At 33.1% G+C, this 21,714-nt stretch carries 21 protein-coding genes; 8 read left to right on the forward strand and 13 right to left on the reverse strand.

What is annotated here, in order from left to right; all coding sequences use genetic code 11:
- Positions 1 to 24: 24 nt before the first annotated feature.
- Together Q0807_RS05555 and Q0807_RS05560 are read left to right on the forward strand one after the other, a co-directional pair.
- Complete coding sequence (locus Q0807_RS05555) at positions 25 to 627, forward strand: DUF4252 domain-containing protein (RefSeq protein ID WP_299107343.1); 603 nt, start codon at positions 25 to 27, stop codon at positions 625 to 627.
- A 4-nt stretch (positions 628 to 631) separates the two neighbouring features.
- A complete protein-coding gene (locus Q0807_RS05560; RefSeq protein WP_299107346.1) occupies positions 632 to 1,177 on the forward strand; it encodes a DUF4252 domain-containing protein in 546 nt (181 codons plus the stop codon).
- A 34-nt stretch (positions 1,178 to 1,211) separates the two neighbouring features.
- On the opposite strand, the gene Q0807_RS05565 is transcribed toward Q0807_RS05560, so the two are convergent.
- The 3 genes from Q0807_RS05565 to Q0807_RS05575 form a co-directional block, all read right to left on the reverse strand.
- Positions 1,212 to 1,439 (reverse strand): hypothetical protein, encoded by a 228-nt coding sequence (locus tag Q0807_RS05565; RefSeq protein WP_299107348.1) that lies wholly within the window; start codon positions 1,437 to 1,439, stop codon positions 1,212 to 1,214.
- A gap of 11 nt (positions 1,440 to 1,450) precedes the next feature.
- A complete protein-coding gene (gene purB / locus Q0807_RS05570) occupies positions 1,451 to 2,794 on the reverse strand; it encodes an adenylosuccinate lyase (protein ID WP_299107350.1) in 1,344 nt (447 codons plus the stop codon).
- Positions 2,795 to 2,878: 84 nt separating this feature from the next.
- Positions 2,879 to 3,442, reverse strand: a complete 564-nt coding sequence (locus tag Q0807_RS05575; protein WP_299107352.1) for an adenylosuccinate lyase — start codon at positions 3,440 to 3,442, stop codon at positions 2,879 to 2,881.
- A 39-nt stretch (positions 3,443 to 3,481) separates the two neighbouring features.
- Here Q0807_RS05575 and Q0807_RS05580 point away from each other — a divergent pair, with 39 nt between their 5' ends.
- Together Q0807_RS05580 and Q0807_RS05585 are read left to right on the forward strand one after the other, a co-directional pair.
- On the forward strand, positions 3,482 to 3,955 hold the full coding sequence (locus Q0807_RS05580; protein ID WP_299107354.1) for a heme-binding domain-containing protein: 474 nt from the start codon (positions 3,482 to 3,484) through the stop codon (positions 3,953 to 3,955).
- 87 nt (positions 3,956 to 4,042) lie between these two features.
- On the forward strand, positions 4,043 to 5,275 hold the full coding sequence (locus Q0807_RS05585) for a glycosyltransferase (RefSeq protein WP_299107357.1): 1,233 nt from the start codon (positions 4,043 to 4,045) through the stop codon (positions 5,273 to 5,275).
- 164 nt (positions 5,276 to 5,439) lie between these two features.
- On the opposite strand, the gene Q0807_RS05590 is transcribed toward Q0807_RS05585, so the two are convergent.
- The 7 genes from Q0807_RS05590 to Q0807_RS05620 form a co-directional block, all read right to left on the reverse strand.
- Entirely contained in the window at positions 5,440 to 9,006 is a 3,567-nt protein-coding gene (locus Q0807_RS05590; RefSeq protein ID WP_299107360.1) for a T9SS type A sorting domain-containing protein, read from the reverse strand.
- Positions 9,007 to 9,256: 250 nt separating this feature from the next.
- The gene (locus Q0807_RS05595; RefSeq protein WP_367180237.1) at positions 9,257 to 10,144 is read right to left on the reverse strand and encodes an RluA family pseudouridine synthase; all 888 of its coding nucleotides are present in this window, start codon (positions 10,142 to 10,144) and stop codon (positions 9,257 to 9,259) included.
- Positions 10,145 to 10,338: 194 nt separating this feature from the next.
- Positions 10,339 to 11,835 (reverse strand): peroxiredoxin-like family protein, encoded by a 1,497-nt coding sequence (locus Q0807_RS05600; RefSeq protein WP_299107362.1) that lies wholly within the window; start codon positions 11,833 to 11,835, stop codon positions 10,339 to 10,341.
- Positions 11,836 to 11,877: 42 nt separating this feature from the next.
- Positions 11,878 to 12,615 (reverse strand): SDR family oxidoreductase, encoded by a 738-nt coding sequence (locus Q0807_RS05605; protein WP_299107364.1) that lies wholly within the window; start codon positions 12,613 to 12,615, stop codon positions 11,878 to 11,880.
- A 4-nt stretch (positions 12,616 to 12,619) separates the two neighbouring features.
- Entirely contained in the window at positions 12,620 to 13,423 is an 804-nt protein-coding gene (locus Q0807_RS05610; RefSeq protein WP_299107366.1) for a haloacid dehalogenase type II, read from the reverse strand.
- Between the two features lie 50 nt (positions 13,424 to 13,473).
- Positions 13,474 to 14,076, reverse strand: coding sequence for a TetR/AcrR family transcriptional regulator (locus Q0807_RS05615; RefSeq protein ID WP_299107368.1), 603 nt, complete (start codon positions 14,074 to 14,076; stop codon positions 13,474 to 13,476).
- A 97-nt stretch (positions 14,077 to 14,173) separates the two neighbouring features.
- A complete protein-coding gene (locus Q0807_RS05620) occupies positions 14,174 to 15,430 on the reverse strand; it encodes a hypothetical protein (protein ID WP_299107370.1) in 1,257 nt (418 codons plus the stop codon).
- Positions 15,431 to 15,632: 202 nt separating this feature from the next.
- Here Q0807_RS05620 and Q0807_RS05625 point away from each other — a divergent pair, with 202 nt between their 5' ends.
- Together Q0807_RS05625 and Q0807_RS05630 are read left to right on the forward strand one after the other, a co-directional pair.
- Positions 15,633 to 16,082, forward strand: coding sequence for a hypothetical protein (locus tag Q0807_RS05625; protein ID WP_299107372.1), 450 nt, complete (start codon positions 15,633 to 15,635; stop codon positions 16,080 to 16,082).
- Positions 16,082 to 16,282: a helix-turn-helix transcriptional regulator gene (locus Q0807_RS05630; protein ID WP_299107374.1), complete on the forward strand. Its 201-nt coding sequence runs from the start codon at positions 16,082 to 16,084 to the stop codon at positions 16,280 to 16,282. Before Q0807_RS05625 ends, Q0807_RS05630 begins: the two co-directional genes overlap by 1 nt.
- 24 nt (positions 16,283 to 16,306) lie before the next feature.
- Here the strand turns inward: Q0807_RS05630 and Q0807_RS05635 are convergent, their stop codons facing one another.
- On the reverse strand, positions 16,307 to 16,984 hold the full coding sequence (locus tag Q0807_RS05635; protein WP_299107376.1) for an NAD-dependent deacylase: 678 nt from the start codon (positions 16,982 to 16,984) through the stop codon (positions 16,307 to 16,309).
- A gap of 111 nt (positions 16,985 to 17,095) precedes the next feature.
- Here Q0807_RS05635 and Q0807_RS05640 point away from each other — a divergent pair, with 111 nt between their 5' ends.
- The gene (locus Q0807_RS05640; protein ID WP_299107378.1) at positions 17,096 to 17,749 is read left to right on the forward strand and encodes an RNA methyltransferase; all 654 of its coding nucleotides are present in this window, start codon (positions 17,096 to 17,098) and stop codon (positions 17,747 to 17,749) included.
- A gap of 19 nt (positions 17,750 to 17,768) precedes the next feature.
- Complete coding sequence (locus tag Q0807_RS05645; protein ID WP_299107380.1) at positions 17,769 to 18,647, forward strand: YegJ family protein; 879 nt, start codon at positions 17,769 to 17,771, stop codon at positions 18,645 to 18,647.
- A 43-nt stretch (positions 18,648 to 18,690) separates the two neighbouring features.
- Here Q0807_RS05645 and Q0807_RS05650 read toward each other — a convergent pair whose 3' ends face one another.
- Positions 18,691 to 19,494 (reverse strand): carboxypeptidase-like regulatory domain-containing protein, encoded by an 804-nt coding sequence (locus tag Q0807_RS05650; protein WP_299107382.1) that lies wholly within the window; start codon positions 19,492 to 19,494, stop codon positions 18,691 to 18,693.
- Between the two features lie 187 nt (positions 19,495 to 19,681).
- Positions 19,682 to 21,571 carry a DEAD/DEAH box helicase gene (locus Q0807_RS05655; RefSeq protein ID WP_299107384.1) on the reverse strand — a complete coding sequence of 630 codons (1,890 nt, stop codon included), beginning with the start codon at positions 21,569 to 21,571 and terminating at the stop codon, positions 19,682 to 19,684.
- Positions 21,572 to 21,714 lie beyond the last annotated feature (143 nt).

Genomic DNA, 21,714 nt, shown 5'->3' on the forward strand with positions numbered 1-21,714 from the left:
ATTAAATATTAAAAACAAGAAATTATGAAAAATTATAAATCGTACTTAAAAATGGGTAAAAAAACAATTCTGATAGCTGTATTAATGCTATCAACGTTAACATCATTTGGTCAGACGGCAATTGATAAACTAGAAGATAAAGAGAATATTACATCTTTTATTCTAAATCAAAAAATGTTCAGAATGTTGGCAACAATGGGAATGAATGTTGAAGATTCTGAAGGCAAAGAATACGTTGAAATGGTTAATAAAATAACTGGATTAAAGGTGTTTACAACTGGTGATGAAGCGGCATCAAAAAGCATGACGAGTACAGTTGCTAGTTATTTAAAGTCTTCAAAATTAGAAGAGCTAATGCGCTTTAAAGATGGTGACCAAACGGTTAAGTTTTATGTGAGAGAAGGTAAAGATGAAAACCATGTTAAGGAACTATTAATGTTTATGACAGGATTAAACGATTTTACAGATGAAGAAGGTGTAAAAATAAACGGTAAAGAATTTAAGTTTGAAACTGTCGTTATTTCTTTAACAGGTGAGATAGATTTAAGACAAATATCTAAAATTACAAGTCAAATGGATATTCCTGGAGGTGAGCAATTGAAGAAAGCAGGAGAAAATAAAGATTAATATTATGATACAATCAATCAAAAAATCAATAGTAGTGTTGCTTCTGATTACAGCTTTTACGAGCTGTAATCAAGGACCAACATTGCAAACCTACTACGTAGATAATGAGTTAAAGCCAGGTTTTGTCACGTTTGATATTCCTAAAAGTATCGTTGAGGTAGAAAAATTAGATATGACTGAAGAGCAAATGGAAGCTTATAAGTCTGTAGATAATTTAAACGTACTTACTTTTTTGAAAGAGGATACTGAAGCTGAAGACTACAAACTAGAATTAGAAAAAGTAAATTCCTTATTAAAGAACCCTAAATACGAAGAGTTGATGCGTGGGGGAAATTCAAAAGATGGAAAATTTGTGGTGAAATTTTTAGGAGATGTAGATAATATTGAAGAACTCATCATTTTTGGTAGTGCCAATAATAAAGGCTTTATGATTGCTAGAATTATAGGTGATGATATGAATGCCGGAAAATTAATGTCCTTAGGTACTGTTTTAGATAAAGCAGATATTGATGAAGGTCAACTTAGTTCACTTAGAGATTTTTTTAAGTAAATAATTTAAATAAACTGACAATTTTATTTAAATGTTAATGTGAATCGTCTTGAAGCTTGTCTTCAAGACGATTTTTTTTATGTTCATTTTTAAAGGCGTAGCCTATCGCAACAGCTAATAAGCATCCAAAAAGTAGAAATATAAGGAGTTGTACTATGAAATTATTAAGAATATCAAATATACCTGCTATAAAGAAGCTAAATGCAATTATTGAAACACAAGTTAGTGCAATGCCGTCTTTAGTTTTAGGTATAAATTTCACAGTTTTAAATATTAAATACCAGTATAATTACTTGGTGTAATAGCTTTTAGTTCAGTTTTAATAGCCTCTGAAACCTCTAAGGTATCAATAAAATTTGAAATAGAACTTTGCGTAATCGCTTCGTTCGTTCTTGTTAAACCTTTTAAAGCTTCATAAGGGTTTGGGTAGCTTTCACGTCTTAAAATCGTTTGAATTGCTTCTGCAACCACAGCCCAATTATTTTCTAAGTCTTGTGCAAATTTAGGTTCGTTCAATAATAATTTACCCAAACCTTTTACAGTAGATTTAAATCCGATAATGGTATGACCAAATGGTACACCAACATTTCTTAAAACCGTACTATCTGTTAAGTCACGTTGTAATCTAGATATAGGTAATTTTGCAGAAAGATGCTCAAAAATAGCATTAGCTATACCTAAGTTTCCTTCACTATTTTCAAAATCAATAGGATTTACCTTATGTGGCATTGCAGAACTGCCTACTTCACCAGCTTTAATTTTTTGTTTAAAATAATCCATAGAAACATAAGTCCATATATCTCTATCTAAATCTATTATAATAGTATTGATACGTTTTAAGCCATCAAATAAGGCAGCAGCATGATCGTAATGTTCTATTTGAGTTGTCGGAAAAGAATGTTGTAAGCCTAATTTTTCTTGAACGAATTTTGTTCCGAATGCCTTCCAGTCAATATTAGGATAAGCCACTTTGTGAGCGTTAAAATTTCCTGTTGCACCACCAAATTTTGCTGCACTTGGTACATCATTTAGTAAATTAAATTGTTCCCTCATTCTCACCGCAAAAACACTAATTTCTTTACCTAAACGTGTAGGTGAAGCTGGCTGACCATGTGTTCTTGCCAGCATTGGTATTGCTTCCCAATCTTTAGCTAAGCCTTCAATTTTTTCTAAAAGCTCAAAATACTCAGGGACATAAACATCATTCATAGCATCCTTAATACTTAAAGGAATTGCTGTGTTATTAATGTCTTGAGATGTTAATCCAAAGTGAATAAACTCTTTATAGGCTGATAACTCTAAAGCATCAAATTTATCTTTAATAAAGTACTCAACTGCTTTTACATCATGATTGGTAACTTTTTCAATCTCTTTAATTGCAGAAGCATCAATAGCAGTAAAGTTTTTATAAATGTTTCTTAAGTCTTCAAAAATTGAATGATCTACCGATGCTAGTTGAGGTAATGGTAATTCACATAACGCAATAAAGTATTCGATTTCTACCAAAACACGATATTTAATCAGTGCTTCTTCAGAAAAATAGTCTTTTAATTTTTCTACTTTAGATCTATATCTTCCATCGATTGGAGAAATTGCATTAAGAGGTGAAAGTGCCATTTTATTTGATTTTTTTGAAGCATCAAATATAATGAAGATTGTTCGGAGTTATGGGTTTTGAGTAGAGAGTTTTTTAGTCTTTAATCATTTCTTTATCTTCTTCAAAATTTGTCTTGCTCTAGCTTTAAAGGCGGCACTTTGAAATTGAAAATCGCGTTCTAAAATGAGCGTTAATTCAGGGTAAATCCAATCATATTCTGTTCCTAATAAATACAAACTGACCATACTATAAGCTTTTGCGGCTACTTTTTCATCATTAATCATCCAGTCAAAACAAGCTTCAATAATTTTTTCTTTGTGCTTTTCGGTGAGATGAGCTTTAATTAAATGGTCGGTTTTGCCGTAATTAGTTTTTGTAATGTATTCACAGACTTTAGCTACAGGTCTTACGGCAGAATCTAAGTGAACCTTATTTATGTGCTCTGTAAACGTATCTAGAAAAGGAATTATAGCTTCTAATTTTTTACCACACATAAACTCAAAAACCCAAGCAGCTCTGCACGATATTTTATCATTTACATCAAAAAGAATTTCTAGAAGTGGTACAACTAATTCCGGATTGTCAATAACGAGGTTAGCGTATTTCAATCGTTTGTCTCGCGAATGGTTAACGTAGTTTAATTCTTTGTAGAGTTCTGCTTTGGTCAAAAGAAAATGATTAAATTAGACGTCTAAAATTAATAAAAAATGAAGATCATAAAGAAAATAGTACTCTTACTTTTAGTGGTATTTATAATTGCTCAGTTTTTTGGACCAGATAAAAACGAAGGAGATTTCTCTTCTGTAGAAGCTTTTTATGCAGATACTAATCCACCCGAAGGCGTTAAAATGATTTTAACGAATGCCTGTAACGATTGCCATAGTGATAGTACGCGATATCCTTGGTACAACAATATTACACCAGTTAACTATTGGCTAGCTGAGCATGTTGCGGATGGAAAAAAACATTTTGATGTTTCTAAATGGAATGATTATAGCGATAAGAAAAAAGACCATAAACTCGATGAGTTAATTGAAATGGTAGAGGAGAAAGAAATGCCTTTAGATAGTTATACATGGACGCATGGTGAAGCAAAATTATCGCAAGATCAAATTGATTCTGTGATTACTTGGGCAAAAAAGGTACGTTTAAAATATGCGTTTTTAGAGGAAGCTCAATAAACACATAAAGCTCAGTTTATAAATCCCAAATTCCAAAATCAGTCTTATTGGAGTTTGGGATTTTAGTTTTATCAATTATAATTTGTCATGAAAAAGAAGTTACTCGTTATTGGTTTTGTTTGGCCAGAGCCTAAAAGTTCTGCAGCTGGTAGCAGAATGTTGCAGTTAGTTGTGCAATTTCAGAAACAAGGTTATGAGGTGACGTTTGTATCTGCAGCAAAAACGTCTAATAATACGTTTGATTTAAGCAGTATTAATGTTGAAACACAACCTATACTTTTAAACGATTCTTCTTTTGATGAATTTATAAAAGACTTAAATCCAGAAGCTGTGTTGTTTGATCGCTTTATGACCGAAGAACAATATGGATGGCGTGTTGCGGAGCAATGTCCTGATGCGTTAAGGTTATTAGATACTGAAGATTTTCACGGCTTAAGAAAGGCTAGGGAAGTAGCTTTAAAACAAAATGAATCTGTTTCTATCTCACATTTGCAAAATGAGATTACAAAACGCGAAATTGCAAGTATTTACCGATGCGATTTAAGTATAATGATTTCTGAAGCTGAAATAGAGATACTAACAGAACACTTTAAAATAGATAAAAGTTTACTCTATTATTTACCGTTTTTATTAGAACCAATAGAACAAGACGCTATAAACAAATTACCAATTTTTGAAGCACGACAACATTTTGTAACCATTGGTAATTTTCTACATGCACCAAATTACGATGCTGTTTTATATTTGAAACAAACCATTTGGCCATTGATAAGAAAACAATTACCTAAAGCCGAATTACATATTTATGGTGCTTACGAATCTCAAAAAGTAACCCAACTCAACAATAAAAAAGAAGGCTTTTTAATTAAGGGATTTGCAGAAGATGTTAATGAAGTGATGGAAAACGCAAAAGTATGTTTGGCATCGTTGCGTTTTGGTGCAGGACTAAAAGGTAAACTTGCAGATGCTATGCAGAACGGAACACCTACCGTTATGACTAACATTGCAGCCGAAGGCCTATTTGGTGATTTAGAAGCAAATGGTTTTATAGAAGACCAACCTGAGAATTTTGCTGAAAAAGCGGTTTTACTTTATAATACTCCTGATATCTGGAAACAAAAGCAACAAAACGGTTTTGATATTTTGAAACAACGGTTTAATCGATTAGATTTTGAAACTGATTTTGCTGCGCATATCATATCACTTTGCAAGAATCTAAAAACACATCGCGAACAGAATTTTATTGGTCAATTGTTGATGCATCAAAGTATGCAGAGTACAAAGTATATGAGTAAGTGGATAGCGGCTAAGAATGGGTGATTTTTTTGGACTTTCGTTTAATGGTTTTGTGTATGGTTAGTTGCGTGGTTAAGCAACTAAATTAGCAAACTTTCACGACTTGCGAAAATTCCGCAGGAATTTTCGCAAGTCGTGAAGAACCTAGCAATTAATTATACACGGCGTTGCCAATAGTGTTTTATTATCTATTGTCTAATAATTTTTTTTCTTTCGTATGATTGATTATTAAATTGTAATTCAATTATATAAATTCCAGATTTGAAGCCTGACAAATTTATAGAGTCTGTATTTGTACTTGAATACAAAAGCTGTCCTAAGTTGTTAAATAGCTTAACTTTCTCAATTGAATTATTTGAATTTATCCATAAAAGATTTTTGGTTGGGTTTGGAAATAATGTTACTGTTTTAATACCAAAGTCGTTAATATTTAAAGCTTCTACAATTTCCGTAGCAGCTGTATTGGTCGTTATTGGTGGGTTTAAGTCAAAGAAAATATCCGCTGTATTGTAAAAGATATCACCTATCGCAACATTATCCAATGGCTTGATTTTATAGGCAATATAACCATGCGAATTTATTTCATCACTTGTACTGTCTGGCAAATTGATAGCATCAAAAATAAAGCTTACATCGCTGCCATTTACGATTTCCACACGACCATTATGGCTTAGACTTTCCAGTTGCATGGTGGTCCAATCGAGTTTGGCATCCAATACGTTTTCCACACGAACATTGATGGCACTTGCGGTTCCTGTATTTTGAAAACGAATAAGGTAATGCAGGTATTTATCAGTATCTTCGATCAATATCTGTTCACCTTCCAGGCAAGTAATATCATTTGGGTCGTAAGAACCTATTACTGTTTGCTCTAGTGTAAATATATTGTCGTTGTCGGTCTCATCACCAGCAACTGGGTTTACCGTTGCAGTCGTTGCCAAAATGTCGTCTATGTTAGTGGTTGGTGGTTCATAAACATTAAAAATCAAAAAAAATGTCCGCGATTCGAATAGCTCCAGATTGGTGTAATTAAAAGTTAGTGTATTTGCTGTTTGCGAATTTACAGTTTGCGTTGCATACTGAAAATTTAATTTAGAATCATTAAACTGAAATGTCACGTTTCCACTTAATTCCGTAGTACCTTGATTGGTATAGGTCAATTCATATATTGTATCAAAACCTGGCCTTGGATCTTCTAATATTGGGTATACGCTGATACTTAAATCATTAAATGTGCCATTAGGTGTTATGCAAAAATCCACATTATCTGTATTTCCGAGACCTAAAAAATCAGAAATTTGAGAATGTGGTGAAATGGTAAAATATGGCAACTGTTCTTCATTGATAAGCTCAGTTGTAAAACTTCCTTCACTTGGGAATAACTGAAACACTCCGTTTGGCAATGTGAACGTAGAGAATACGTCTGAACCATTAGTAGTAGATACCAACATATGCTCTAAAGGTGTATCAAGAGAATCGCAACCATCATCGTCTGTATCATAAGTGACACTACCATTAATTTGATTGGCAGGTAAACCGATATTTTTATACCAAGCGATTTTATCTTCAAGAAAAGCAGATACTACCACATCCATTTGTCCATCTAGATCAACATCCAATAAATGAATATCAGTTAAAGATCCAATGTCTTCAGCTATAAGTTGTTTGCTCCCAAAATTGCCTAAACCATCAATATTTTCATAATAAAAGATGTCGTCATATGCTGTATTCGATGATCCAGCCAATATATCGATATCATTATCGTTATCAACATCTACTCCATAACCAATTGAGGTCGCCAATTCCATCGTTGAAGATACTGCGTTGGGTGGTCCGAAATTTGCCTGACCATCCAAATTTTCGAACCATAATACTTTTACACTCCCATACATATTGGTTACAATCAGGTCTAAATCGCTATCGCCATCTATATCTGCTGCAGAAACTGATTCTGCACCATCTACAGCTGTTGAAATAATCTGCTGACTACCAAATGTCCCTTGCCCATCTAAGTTTTCATACCAATCTATGGTATCATTATGTTGAGATGAGGACAGTACATCCAAATCGCCATCACCATCCAAATCTCCCAAACTAACAGACGACTGGTTACTATCATCTGCATCCCAAGCAATTTCCTGCAGCGCACCAAAAGTACCTTGGCCATCTAAATTCTCATACCATACAATACGAGATACATAATCTGATGTAGCAACCAAAACATCAGCATCTGTATCACCATCTAAATCTGCTGCTGTAATATAAAAGGCACTATCCAAATTCACGTCAATGGTATATTCTATATCAAAATCACCTTGACCATTCATGTTTTTATGTAATAACACCTTACCATCAATACTAGAGACAGAAAGGACATCACCATCACCATCATCATCAATATCGACGACAAAAACAGATTGTGGTGCATTGCCAGCCATTGAAATGATTTGTTGATAATCAAAGTTCCCCTCACCATCACTATGTTGGAACCATGATACCTTATCATCAACTGCCGAAGTAGCTACAATATCCATAATGCCATCACCATTAACATCAGCTGGATAGATTGAGGATGCGCCATGCGCACTATATGAAACCATGCGCTCCAAGCTAAAATCTCCCAAGCCATCTAGGTTTTTGTACCAAACGACCTTATCGTCATCTGAAAGAGATGAGGAAAGCACATCGTTATTTCCGTCGCCATCAATATCAAAAGACACTACAGCTTGTGCTCCTATCGTATTGTTGGTAATGACTTGTTCAGCACCGAAATTGGCTAAGCCATCCGTATTTTCATACCAAGCAATTCTATTATTACCATTAGAAGCCGAAAGCACATCTATGTCGCCATCACCATCAAGGTCTGAAGCATAAACGCCTCTGGCACTATCAACATTTGAAGCAATAAGCTGTTGTGTACCAAAATTTCCAAGACCATCTGCATTTTCATACCAAGCAATCCTATTACCGGAAGCCGATAACACATCCATATCACCATCTGAATCTAAATCTATTGCAAAAACCTCTCTAGCATCAGTTACGGTATCTGAGATTATTGTTTCTGCACCAAAAGCTCCTTGGCCATCAATGTTTTCGTACCAAGCTATAGTATAATCGGTGTTTGATGCTGAAAGTATATCCATATCACCATCACCATCGATATCTATAGAAAATACTGAATATGCACCATCGGCATTGGTAGTGACGATTATTTCGGAACCAAAATTACCTTCACCATCCAAATTTTCGTACCATGCAATTTTATCATCATTTCTGGAAGCAGACATAACATCCATATCACCATCGCCATCGACATCGCTCACATAAACCGATCGCGCATTATCTGCATTTGTGGTGATTATAATTTCTGAACTAAATTGTCCTTCACCATCCAAGTTTTTGTACCAAGCAATCTTATCATCATTATAAGATGCAGACAGAATGTCCATATCACCATCACCATCTAAATCTGCACTAAACACAGAAATCGCGCCATTGGCACTACTTGAAATCACTTGTAACCTACCAAACTTGCCTAAACCATCTAAATTTTCATACCAGGCAACTTTATCGTCACCACTAGATGCCGATATAACATCCAAATCACCATCACCATCCAAGTCTGTTGCCTGGATACCTATTGGATTATCAGGGAAATATGTGTTATCAATTATAACGTTTTCCTCAAATAAAATCTGCCCAAAGCCAAATTGTAAATAGAAGATAAAAAAAGTTATTAAATAATGCTGTTTCATAATAATTTTAAGCTTTATTGAAGTGATATAGTTTATAATATTTTTTAAAATCGTAACAATTATTTTTTTGATATACATTTTAGCTCGATTAAATCGACATTTAGGTTTTTGAAAAACCTCTGTTAAGTTCGAGCATTGTTGGCAATGGTTCGATGATATAAAAGCGTTTCAATGTTTTATATCATACGTTAAACGAAGTTAGGGTTTTAAATCTACAAAGTCAAGCACTAGCTTTCTTACTAATGGTAAATTAAATGGAGCTAAATATCTTCTTAAACCGCTCAGGTAATTCACTTTTTAAAGACGCTTTTTCATTTGTAAATGGATGTGTGAAGTCTAAAGAACAAGCATGAAGATACATACCCTTACCATTTAAAATTAAATTTTCAATACCATAATCCTTATCGCCTAAAATTGGGTTTCCCATTTCAGATAGATGAATTCTCAATTGGTGTCGTCGTCCTGTTAATGGTTCTAGATGCACTAAGTTGAGTTTGCCAAAGCGTTGAGATAAAACTGTTTCTTCAACTTTATATTTAGATTGTGAGGACTTATCATCCACATCAGAAGTGATGATACCTTCAGTATTAGTCATATCACCAATAGTTATGGCAACGTATGTTTTCTTAATGGTTTTGTTTTCAAATTGCTTGTTTAAAGCTCTTATGCTGCTGCTTGTTTTACCAACTAATAAAAGACCTGTGGTTGCAAAATCTAAACGATGAACAGGTTGTGGTTTTGTAGCATCTGGTAGGCTACTTGGTGTTATGTTCTGAACCAATGCATTGGTAATGGTTTTAAAGTGATTACCACTTACCAAAATACCTGCAGGTTTATGGATTACAGCTAAATAGTCATCTTCATAAATGACCTTAAGTTTAAAGATTAACCTTTTCTTAGGTGTAACATGTTTTGGAATAGATAATGTAATGGTTTCACCTCCTTTTATAAATGTGGCAGAGGTTGCAATTTCACTATTAACCGAAATATAGTTTTTCTTTAAGGCTTTCTTTAAAGCAGACTTTGTAGCACAAGCGTCAAAAATCCCAACACCATATTCTTGAAGTCGAGTAGGAGTTGAACGTTTAGGGACACTATGGGTTTCGGTTAGTTTAATAGATTTTAGAATAAAGACAATGTTATTTCATTGCATAAACGAAGTTAGTTGAAAAATTATGAACGCCTTGGTTCTCTTTGTTTAATTAATGTAAATGTTGTTCTTGAATTTAACAGTTTGGAGATTAACCATAAAAAAAGCCATTAAAATAAATTAATGACTTTTTTAGTAAACAAAAACAAACTATTAATAAACAATGTATTTAAAAAGTCATCTTAATTAGATGCCTTTAAAAATGCTGTAATCTCAGAGGGTTCAGCTCTGTTTCGATAATCGGTATCTAAAAATGCGTATTCAATTTTTCCTTCTTCATTTATTATATAAGTTGCAGCTAATGGCAGTTCATTAGAAGCATCACCATTGTGTTTATTTAATTCAAATGATTTGTTGTAAATATTGGCAACATCATCTGTAAGTTGAAATACAATGCCATAGTCTTTTGCTACTTTATTACTAATGTCACTTAACACTTCAAATTCTAAATGATGCTTTTCTTTGGTGCTAATAGACTCATCTGGTAATTCTGGTGTTAAGGCTAGTAGGTTTGCTCCACTGGCTTTAAAATTTGATAATTCTTGTTGTAATTGGTTTAAGGTTAAATTACAATAAGGACACCAACCACCTCTATACCATGTTAACACTACAGGTCCTTTTTTTAAGTAGTCTTCTAATGTAACCGATTCACCTAAAGCATTTTTTAAAGTAAAGTTTGGTGCTATATCACCAACATTTTTAGCTTTACTTAGGATGTCGCTGTTTGCGACGTCAGCAAATCCTTCGTTATAGATTTTTTTTTTAGTGTCGTCTGCGTTTTTTTCAAAATTGGCCTTTTTTTCTTCTAACTGAGATTTTAAAGAGGCCGCAGTATTATCTTTCATAGTATTTTCTTTTTTAAAGTCTTCCTTTTTTAAATTATTGTTGAATTTAATGTTAGTCCAAGTGACATAAATCCAAGGTTGGTCTGATACCTCTGCATCCCAATTCGATTTTTTATATTGTCGCTTTGTTGGAATTAATAGGTCATCAATTTTTTCATATTCTAGTTCCATTAGAAATGGCGTTTCCATTACACCAAAGTCAGCCACAGTAAATAAAAATTGGTCGACTAAGCCTGTTGCTTTATTTATGTAGAGTTGATAAATATCTGTAGGTTTATCGTTTTCTGAAACAAAAGATACTTTTACGACATCGTAATCCTTTCCGTTAATTGTTTTATCTCCTAAATGTTCATAATTTAAACCTGGATCTAAAAGTTTTTGAAACATGGAAAACCAATAAAAATTTGTTGGTCTATTAAAAGCGACTCTTTTTAAATACGCTTCGTCATTTAAAACGCTACCGTTATGCTTAAGCCAGTATTCATTTCCGTCCCAACCTTGTTCAATAGATCCTTCAAGATTAGCTAATGTTCTTTCGTGTTGGTTATATAAACCATAAGATAATTCACCATCGAAAATATATTTTTCTGTGGTACTATCTGTCTCTCCTGCAGGTGTTTTGTACGTGTAGGTATAAACAACATCTTTCTTATTAAGAAGTGTTTGATAATTCCCAGTTTTTTTTGTGAGGTTGTAAACTAATTCATGTCCTTTATTATCAAATGACATGGTTTCCGTTTTAACGATTTCTGGCTCTGTTGAAGTTGGCTTTTTAGTATCGTTACAAGATGCTAAAACAACGCAAAGAATAAGTGTAAAAATGTTGGCTTTCATATATTATTTTAAAAATTGAATTTTAATATTTTTCTATTAATTCTAAACTAAAGCACCATTTGCTCCTATAACTTGGCCAGATATCCATTTAGAATCATCACTTGCTAAAAACACAGCAACTTTTGCAATATCTAATGGTTTGGCTAATCGGTTAAAAGCATTCATGCTGCTCAGTTTATCAATGAATTCTTGTGATTTTCCGTTTAAAAATAATTCTGTTTCTGTAGCTCCAGGAGCCAACGCATTTACGGAAATACCTCTACCAATTTCTTTAGAATATACACGTGTCATTTGTTCTACAGCAGCTTTAGATGCAGAATACAAAGCGTAAGTAGGAAACATTAATTTCACTGTGCTAGATGATATATTTATAATATTACCATTATCTGCTAATTTGTGATAAGCTTCTTGCAATGTATAAAATATACCTTTTACGTTAATATCGAATTGTTTTGTAAAATCATCTTCAGTATTATCCTTAATGGCTTTACTAATCATAACACCTGCATTATTGATAAGCACATCCACTTTTCCGTATTTAGAAATACTTTGATCAAACAACTGTGTAACATCGGCTTTGTTGCTTACATCGGCTTTTATTGCTAAAGCCTTTCCGCCTTCACTTACAATAGTATTAACTGTTTGCTCAGCTTCTTTTGTACTGTTTGAATGATTAACAATAACAGTCGCACCATTTTTTGCTAATTGAACAGCGATTTCTTTTCCAATACCTCTAGAAGAACCGGTAACAATAATCACTTTGTTTTCTAATTTTTCCATACGTTTATTTTATAGCAATTAACTTTTCTGCAATGCATTTTAAATTGGGTTCAGCAATTTCTGGAGTAGGTGCTAATGGGTATTGTTGTGCACCTGGTCGACTGACAAAAGCACCTCTCCAGTTTGCCCAAAGCGCACCAGCGATGTCCCAACCATGTGCAGCGACTAATAAACACTCATTAGGTTTTACACCCATTGTTCTCGCTGCCCAATCGTAGGCGTCTGTATGTGGTTTAAATTTTCCGATATCTTCAATACTTAGGCGCTGATCAAAATAATCTAATAAGCCTGCATTTTTAAATTGTGTTTCTACGCCTATATTAGATGAATTTGTAAATGAAACAAGTTTGTAACCTGCCTTTTTTAAATCGGTTAAAGCTTGTTTAACTTCAGGATGTGCAGGAATTGAGCGTAATGGTCCTAAAATCGCTTCTTTAGCTTGGTCTTCAGTTAAGGTGATACCGTGGTTTGCAGCAACCATTTGTAAGGCTGCAGAGCCAATAATCCCAAAATCATTGTATTGTCTACCAACTGTGGTTACCAATGAATATTGCAGCATTGTAGTAAACCATAATGGTAATAAATCGCTTCTGTTTCCTAAAACCTTTCCAACACTTTCTTTCATTGCTGTGAGATCTAGTAAAGTTTCATTAACATCAAAAAATAGAACTTTTGGTCTTGTCGTTGTATTATTCATAACTTTTTGTTCTTTTTTGTTTGCAGAAAATCCGAATTGTGGCAGTGTTGCTCCTGCTAAACCTAGCATTGCTGATTTTTTTATAAAGCTTCGTCTGGTATTGATATTCATCGTTTTGGGGTTTAAACATACTATTTAGTATGTTTATAGTTAAAAAAATATTATGCTTTTAATTGGTCTATGTATAACGAAAGCCCATTAATATATTCATCAAGAATTTGGTCATCGTTATATAATTTTCTAATACCTCTTACACCTTCAAACGAGCTAATTAAATAGGTAGCAATGGCATTGCTAGAATAAGATTTATTGATGGTGTTTTCTTTTTTTCCACGTTCTAATAAGTGGACTAATGCAGCCTTCCATTCTTCAATAATGCGTTTTAATGCGATTTGATAAGCTTCCTCTTCATCAGCAATTTCATTAATGAAATTATTCATAGGACAACCATGTTTCTTAGCGAAAAGTGAAAATGATTTTAGTCGTCCAGAAAAAGTGCTCTCTAATATATCTAAGACATTCCCATCTTGGTATAATGGTGTGATCATACCATCATAAACACGTTTTTGTAGTGTTGAACTAATAATTTCTAGTCCGAGGTCTTTTTTACTTTTATAGTGATGATAGAAAGCACCTTTAGTAAGGTTGGTAGCTTTCATAATTTTGTCTACACTAGTAGTTTTAAAACCGTTTTGATAAAACAATTTAAAGGACTCGTCTAGAATTAACTGCTTGGTGAGTTCTGATTTTTGTTTTTGCTCCATACACAAATATAATATAAAAAATACTAGACGGTATGTTTTTAAAATTTTTAACTATTATTTAAGATTACGAATTCATGCAAAGCTTAAAGGATAAGTATTACTTCATCTCATAAATAGGAACTGATGCTTTAGAATCTGAAATTAAAATAGCATAATCTAGAAAATCTAAAGTCGACATGCCTTTTACAGCTTCACTATTAGAAGCTTCATCTTGCATAATAACTTCTATTAAGTCTGGCTCATTTGTGAAGTAAGGTGAATCTGATTGGTTTAATCTAAACAATGTTTTATCTGATATTTTTGTATCCTTTAAATTTTGAATTCCTCTGAAGTATTCTTTTTCATAATCGCCAATACCAAAACCAGCTTCAATTGAATAACCAGAATAATCCCCGTTTTTATCATACTGTTCTGACCAAAAGACTTTGCTGTCAGTAAAATATCCAATTACTGAGATGATTTTTTGTTTTGGATAAATTTTGTTTTCTATAAGTCTTGCATATAGGGAAGGATAACCATCTTTGCCTTCTCTAGATTTTTCAAGATGAAAAAAACCAACACGCATAAATTGAGGATTATTGCTAAAATTGTATTCAGATTTAAGGGTTAAATAATTATCGTAAATGATTTGTTCACGTTCTGGTTGCTCTTCAAAGGAGTGTTTGATATTCTTTAGAATCATTTCAAACACTTCTACATTTTCAATTTTTGAAGTGTAGCGTTTTTTATCGTTTTCGTAATCAGTTATTAATTCTTTTAAATTTTTATTGACTAAATTCGGTTTGTCAATGCTGTAGTTTGTTGTATCTGCTGCAATTGTTTGTTTTAAGCGTCTAATAGGTTGTAGTTGGTTATCTTGGTCTTTTATTAGTTCAACGATATGTTTAGTAACATATTTATAATTTCTTATCCATTCAATTCCTAGAATTTTTAGTTTTTTAGTTTTAGGAAGCCTATCATTTAAATGTTTGATTTGTTTCCATTTTTCGTAAACTTCAATGGTTCTTTCTTGAGTAATGTGATAACCGTTATAAATAATTAACTCCTTTAATAGTGTAGTGTCACCCGTTTCTAAAAATTCATTATAATAATAGGCTGTGCTATAATCTACTTCAGGTAAATAATACTTTATGGTTCCGTTTTTAGTGAGCGCATTAAGTAGTTTTATTTCTACATTTTCAGTTTTGGCACTACCATGATAAGCACCAAACCCTATTATATTAAAATTTTTTTCAGGAAAATCAAAGTCTTGTGATGTCAGATCAAATCTGTTTTGTTCTAAATATGATATTTTGGTTTCTTTACAAGATTGTAAAATAAGAATCGAAAACAAGAGGGTTACAAATTTGCTCATAGTTGTATTTTGTTATTAAGATAGTTTTCATTTAGTAATGTTACAGTGATTTTTATTTATATACTGTTTCTGTTGTATCGTGATTAAACAAAATTAACCCAAAATATATTTTAATTAAATAATTTGTTTTATATCTATATGTAAAGTATATTTGACATATAGTAAAATATATTTTACTTAATGTAAATTTAATTTGTCAATTATGAATACAGAGAAAATTATGAATTGTGAGCGTAAAAGCTTTCAGAAGATTATTAAATTTAGATTACCACATCGATTTATGATGATTGGTATCTCTATTGTTTTATTATCTATTGTGGGTATGTTTGTGCGTGCTTTTGCGATGGAAGGTGATTCAGACTGGTTAAAATTACTATTACAAAAAACACTTTTAGTAGGTATGCTTATTATGTCAATGTCTAAAGATAAAATAGAAGATGAGATGACAGTAGCTCTAAGGGCACAGTCTTATGCAATAGGCTTTGTTGTTGGCGTTATTTATGCTTTGGTGATGCCTTATGTTGAATTTGGTGTTTCTAATTTAGTACACTCAGGAGGTGAGAATTTTAAAAACTTAGGCGATTTTCAGGTGCTATTATTTATGCTCATGATTCAGCTTATGTTTTACCATAACTTAAAGCGTTATAGATAATGGAAAATACTATAAAAATAGAACGTGCTATTTTAAGTTTAACACAAGATGATTTAGCGAAACGAATTGGTGTATCTCGCCAAACTATAAATTCAATTGAGGCCAATCGCTATGTACCTTCTACGGTTTTATCATTAAAATTATCTAATGTTTTTGGTAAACCCGTAAATGACTTTTTTAAATTGAATGCTGAGGATTAGTGTTTTTTTACAGCTAACACAGTTTTAAGATTCTAAAATCTTAATTAATTCTTCCATGCCTTCCGTTGCAGATTTAGTAATCACAGTAACCATTCCACCACTTTTAATAGCTGGTTTAGGATCTATATAGTAAATAGGCGTGTTGGGTTGTACATAATCTATTAGGCTTGCAGCAGGATAGACTTGCATACTTGTGCCAATAATAACTAGGATATCTGCAGCATAACAGATTTTAACCGCAGTTTCAATTTCAGGTACAGCTTCGCCAAACCAAACAATATGAGGCCGTAATTGATAACCTTTATCGCATAAGTCGCCAAGGTTTAAATCTTCGGTCCATTCTCTAATAGCGTTGTCGTTTCCTGTACTTCTAATTTTTCTTAATTCACCATGTAGATGAACAACATCAGTACTGCCAGCACGTTCATGTAAATCATCAACATTTTGCGTTACAATAGTTACTTTATATTGATCTTCAAGATTGGCTAAATCTACATGTGCTTGGTTAGGTTTTACGTCTTTTAATTGTTTTCGTCTTTCGTTGTAGAAGTTTAAAACTAATTCCGGATTACGAGCAAAACCTTCAGGAGAAGCCACTTCCATAACATCATGTCCTTCCCAAAGTCCATCTGCATCTCTAAATGTTTTAATACCACTTTCGGCACTCATGCCAGCTCCTGTTAATACAACGATATGTTTCATGCCTTAAAATTAATATATTTTCAGTCATTTATATGGAACCAAATGACTGAAGAATTCATTTGTCTTAAAATTCTTCGCTTTGCTCTGAATGACATTTTGTATTTTTGAATCATGCAAGACCTTAAACTTTTAGAATACTTAGAAACGTTTTTAACTGAAAATAGGAGAGATCGTTTTAAAGAAATATTGCCATATCGTACTAAACACTTTACAGTAGCAACAGAAGATGTATATCAATTGCATAATACAAGTGCTGTGATGCGCACTTGTGATGTGTTTGGAATTCAAGAATTGAACATTGTAGAAGAAGTGAATTCTAAAAGCATAGACCGCGAAATTGCCATGGGTGCGCAAAAGTGGGTTGATCTTAATCGTTTTCAGTCTATTACAGATTGCATTAATGATGTTAAGTCAAAAGGGTATCAAATTGTGGCTACAACGCCTCATATGGATGATTGCGAATTAATAGATTTTGATATTACTAAAAAGTCGTGCTTTTTCTTTGGACGAGAATCCCAGGGTTTGTCTCAACAAGTATTAGACCAAGCAGATTGTTTTCTAAAAATCCCAATGGTTGGGTTTACGGAGAGCTTAAACATTTCGGTTTCTGCAGCAATTATTCTTCAGCATGTTACAGCACAATTAAGAAAGTCTGCAATAGACTGGCAATTAACAGATGAAGAAATTATAGAAAAACGATTCGATTGGATTAAAAAAACCATCAAGGATTATGACGCTATTGTAGAGCGTTATCATTCAAAATAATATAAATATTAGCATAAATATGGGCTTACTAAATAGATTATTCGGTAAAAATAAAAATATAAGAAAACGCGAGGGGAATCCTGATGTTTACGATATGCCAGACGAGAACGAACGCATGAATTGGGCCATGGAGAAAGCAAGATTAACTTTACATTATTTTGAAGAATGTGTAGCCAACCCTAAAGAAGGCCAAAGTTATATGTCTTTAAAAGCTAGAATTGAGGACAACGGAAAAATTGAGCATATATGGTTAATGGAGCCTAGTTTTGATAATGATGGCAATATTTTTGGTAGAATAGGAAACGAGCCTATTGATGTCACTAATGTGAAGATTAATGAAAATATTGGTATCACAATTAGTGAAGTCTCAGATTGGATGATTGTTGAAAATGGAAAGTTAATTGGAGGTTATACTATTAGAGCAATTCGCGATGGAATTGCCCCATCTGAATTAGCTAATTTTGATAAGAGTTTAGGAGGAATGTATATTGATGAAGGGGAAGATTATTTTGAAGTAAATTTTGAAACTCCAGAAGGAGCTATTTTATCGCTTGAAGAAGCGTACAATAATGATGATTTAGAAGCAGCTGTTAATAGTAAGAATTTTTATAAAGAAGCCGAATTTATGCTTCAGAAAACGGTGAAGTTTGAAATAGATGAAGATTTAATTACAAAAACGGCTGATTTATTAAAACTATCATTTGAAAATAGTATGAATGATGAAGGCATGCCAAAATTTACAGGTATAAAAAGAGCTTTTAGAAGACAGTTTATTACAGACAATCATTGTCTTGTTACTGAAATTTGCTTTTATCCTGATGGTGGAAAATCCATTGAAAAACTAAATACTTTTAGAGATAATGATGAATGGAAAGTATTAGGGTTTTCAGAGGAGTAGAATAAGAGTTAAGATAAAATTCTATAGAAAAAAAGATTAATACTTAATTCTTACCGCTCTTCTTACGCTCCTTACTACGTTTAATAACCTTGTATTCTTCATAACATTCACTAATCGCATCTAAAATTTGAAGATCGTTAGCTGTGTTTATAAAGTCTTTAGAATAGTCACATTGGTTAACAATTTCGTCTAAATCATACTTAGTAACCTGAAGTAGTACCAATAACATTTCTCTATCAAAACGTTTTGCTAATTGATTTCTAATTTCATCATCCTCCTTCATTTTCTTTAACTTATGCATTTCGTTGGGCTTTTTGCCAAACATATTGTATAAGAAATCTGCAGGATTAAAAATTGCACCCAATACCTTAGTTGCTATATTAGGTTTACCAGCTTCGTAAGCTTGACCTGGTAAGCCAGAAATACGATAACGATTATTACTTGTCACCGGAATTTGTTCCATGTCAACTTCTAAATAACCTGTTAATTCTAGTCGTTTTACTGTAACTTCTTCTAGCGCTAATGCTAATTCTGTCATTTGAATTTCAGTATCACCAAATTTTAACCAGTCATTAGTAACACGCACTCTTATAGATTTGTAGCCTAAATACGACAAATGAAGTGTATCGTTAACATTCGCTTTAATTTCAAATTCACCTTCATCATTAGAAGCGGTTCCCACAACTTGGTTGATATTTACAATGTTTGCTTCACTTAACGGAAGTTCTGTAGACGCGCTAACTAATGTTCCTTTAACGGTAGTTGGCGTTTTTGTGGCTGTGCTGTCTTGACTATAGCTTTGAACTGTAGTTAAGCATAATAATAATAGAATTAATAAATATCGCATGTACTTGTGTTACTTTGTAAAGGTAATAAACTAAACGGATTTAACATATGGCACCTTTATTTTTGACTTAATATTAACTTTTTACTTGTTTTTGAGCTCGGACAAAAAAAATCCAAAACCTAAAGTAAGACTTTAAGTTTTGGATTTTGTTGTTATTTATATTGAGATTTAATGCGTGTTTTGCAGCTTAATCTCTTCGTCTAGAACGTCTTGGTCTTTCTGATGAAGATCCACTAGATTCTGAACGTCTGTCTCCACCTCTAGAGTCACTTGATCTTCTGTCACCTCTATCGCTAGAACGTCTGTCACTTCTGTTACCTGATCCTGAACCTCCAGAAGAGCGTCTATCACTAGAGCGTCTGTCTCCTCTATCTTCTCTTCTGCGGTTTCCACCACCTCCAGAGCGTCTATCACTACCACCACGACTTCTTCCGCCACTTCTGCCACCACGACTTCCGCCACCTCTGTTTTCGCTGACTTCAACGTTTACAAAACGACCTTCATATTTATAATCGGTAAAGAATGCTAGTATTTTTTCTTTTAATTCATTTTCAGTATTAAAGAAAGAGAAACTTTCCTTAACATCTACTTTAAAGACATCATCACGTCCCAGTTCTAACTGCTCTTTTAAGAAATCTTTCATCTTCATCCAGTCAAATCCATCTTTACTACCAACGTTTATAAAATAACGTGTGTCGTTAGATGATTTTCCGTAATCGCGTCCTCCACCATCTCTATCAGATTCTCTAACTTGTACAGAACCTAAATCTTTAGACTTCTGGTAATAATTAAAGAAACGGTTAAATTCCGCAGAGAAGAATTTCTTGATTAATTCATCTTTATCAGTGTCTGCAAATAATTCATTAATTCTTTCTAAATGCTTATCAATTTCGTGATTGGTTTCAGTAACATGCACTTTATTCGCTAAAGCCATTAATTGTACTTCAACAATATCGCTTCCAGATGGAATATCTTTCTTCTCAAATTGCTTTTTAATAATACGCTCAATACCTTTAATCTTTCTTACTTCACTTTTAGAAACAATAACCATTGAAATACCAGTTTTACCAGCACGACCAGTTCTACCTGATCTGTGAGTGTAAATTTCTGGTTCATCAGGTAATTGATAATGTATAACGTGTGTAATGTCATCTACATCAATTCCACGAGCAGCAACATCTGTTGCTACCAACATTTGAATTTGTCTGCTTCTGAAAGATTTCATAACAATATCTCTCTGGTTTTGACTTAAATCGCCATGTAAAGCACCAGCAGAATAACCGTCTTCAATTAAAAGTTCGGCTACTTTTTGAGTGTCTCTTTTTGTACGACAGAAAATCACAGCAAAAATTTCTGGATTAGCATCTGCTAAACGTTTCATCGCTTGGTAACGATCTCTTGCATTTACTAAATAATATTCGTGAGATACGTTATTAGTACTTTCATTTTTATTACCTACTGTAATCTCCGTAGGGTCTAACATGAATTTTTTTGCAATGGTTGCCACTTCTCTAGGCATAGTTGCAGAAAATAACCATGTGTTTTTATCTTCAGGTGTATGAGAAAGGATATCAGTAATATCTTCCTTAAAGCCCATGTTTAACATTTCATCAGCTTCATCTAAAACGCTGTATTGTATTTTAGAAATGTCCACCATTCTACGGCTAATCATATCTTTCATACGTCCAGGAGTTGCAACAATAATTTGTGCGCCTCTTTTTACAGCTCTTGCTTGATCGCTAATACTTGCACCACCATAAATGGCAACTACGTTTAGTCCTTTGCAATATTTACCGTAAAGTTTTAATTCGTTTGTAATTTGTAAACAAAGTTCACGAGTAGGAGATAAGATTAAACCTTGTGTGGTTCTGCTATCAATATCTATTTTTTCTAACATCGGAAATCCGAATGCTGCGGTTTTCCCAGTGCCAGTTTGCGCCAAAGCCACCAAATCGATGTCTTGTTCTAATAAAAGTGGAATTGCTTTTTCTTGTACTTCACTAGGTTTTTCAAAACCTAAATCTGTAATTGCGCGTAAAAGGTCTTCATTAAGACCGAGTTCTTTGAATGTGCTCATTGTTGAGTATATGTATTCGATTATGTTCTGTTGGTGTTACAAGAGAAGCGAATCGACATACTAAACACTTAAACTTCTAGGTAACACATCCTCACTCTGAGGAATATAAAAATCCTTACATGGATTTTTTTTTTGCAAGGTGC

The sequence above is a fragment of the uncultured Winogradskyella sp. genome, from assembly GCF_947495255.1.
Classification (GTDB): domain Bacteria; phylum Bacteroidota; class Bacteroidia; order Flavobacteriales; family Flavobacteriaceae; genus Winogradskyella.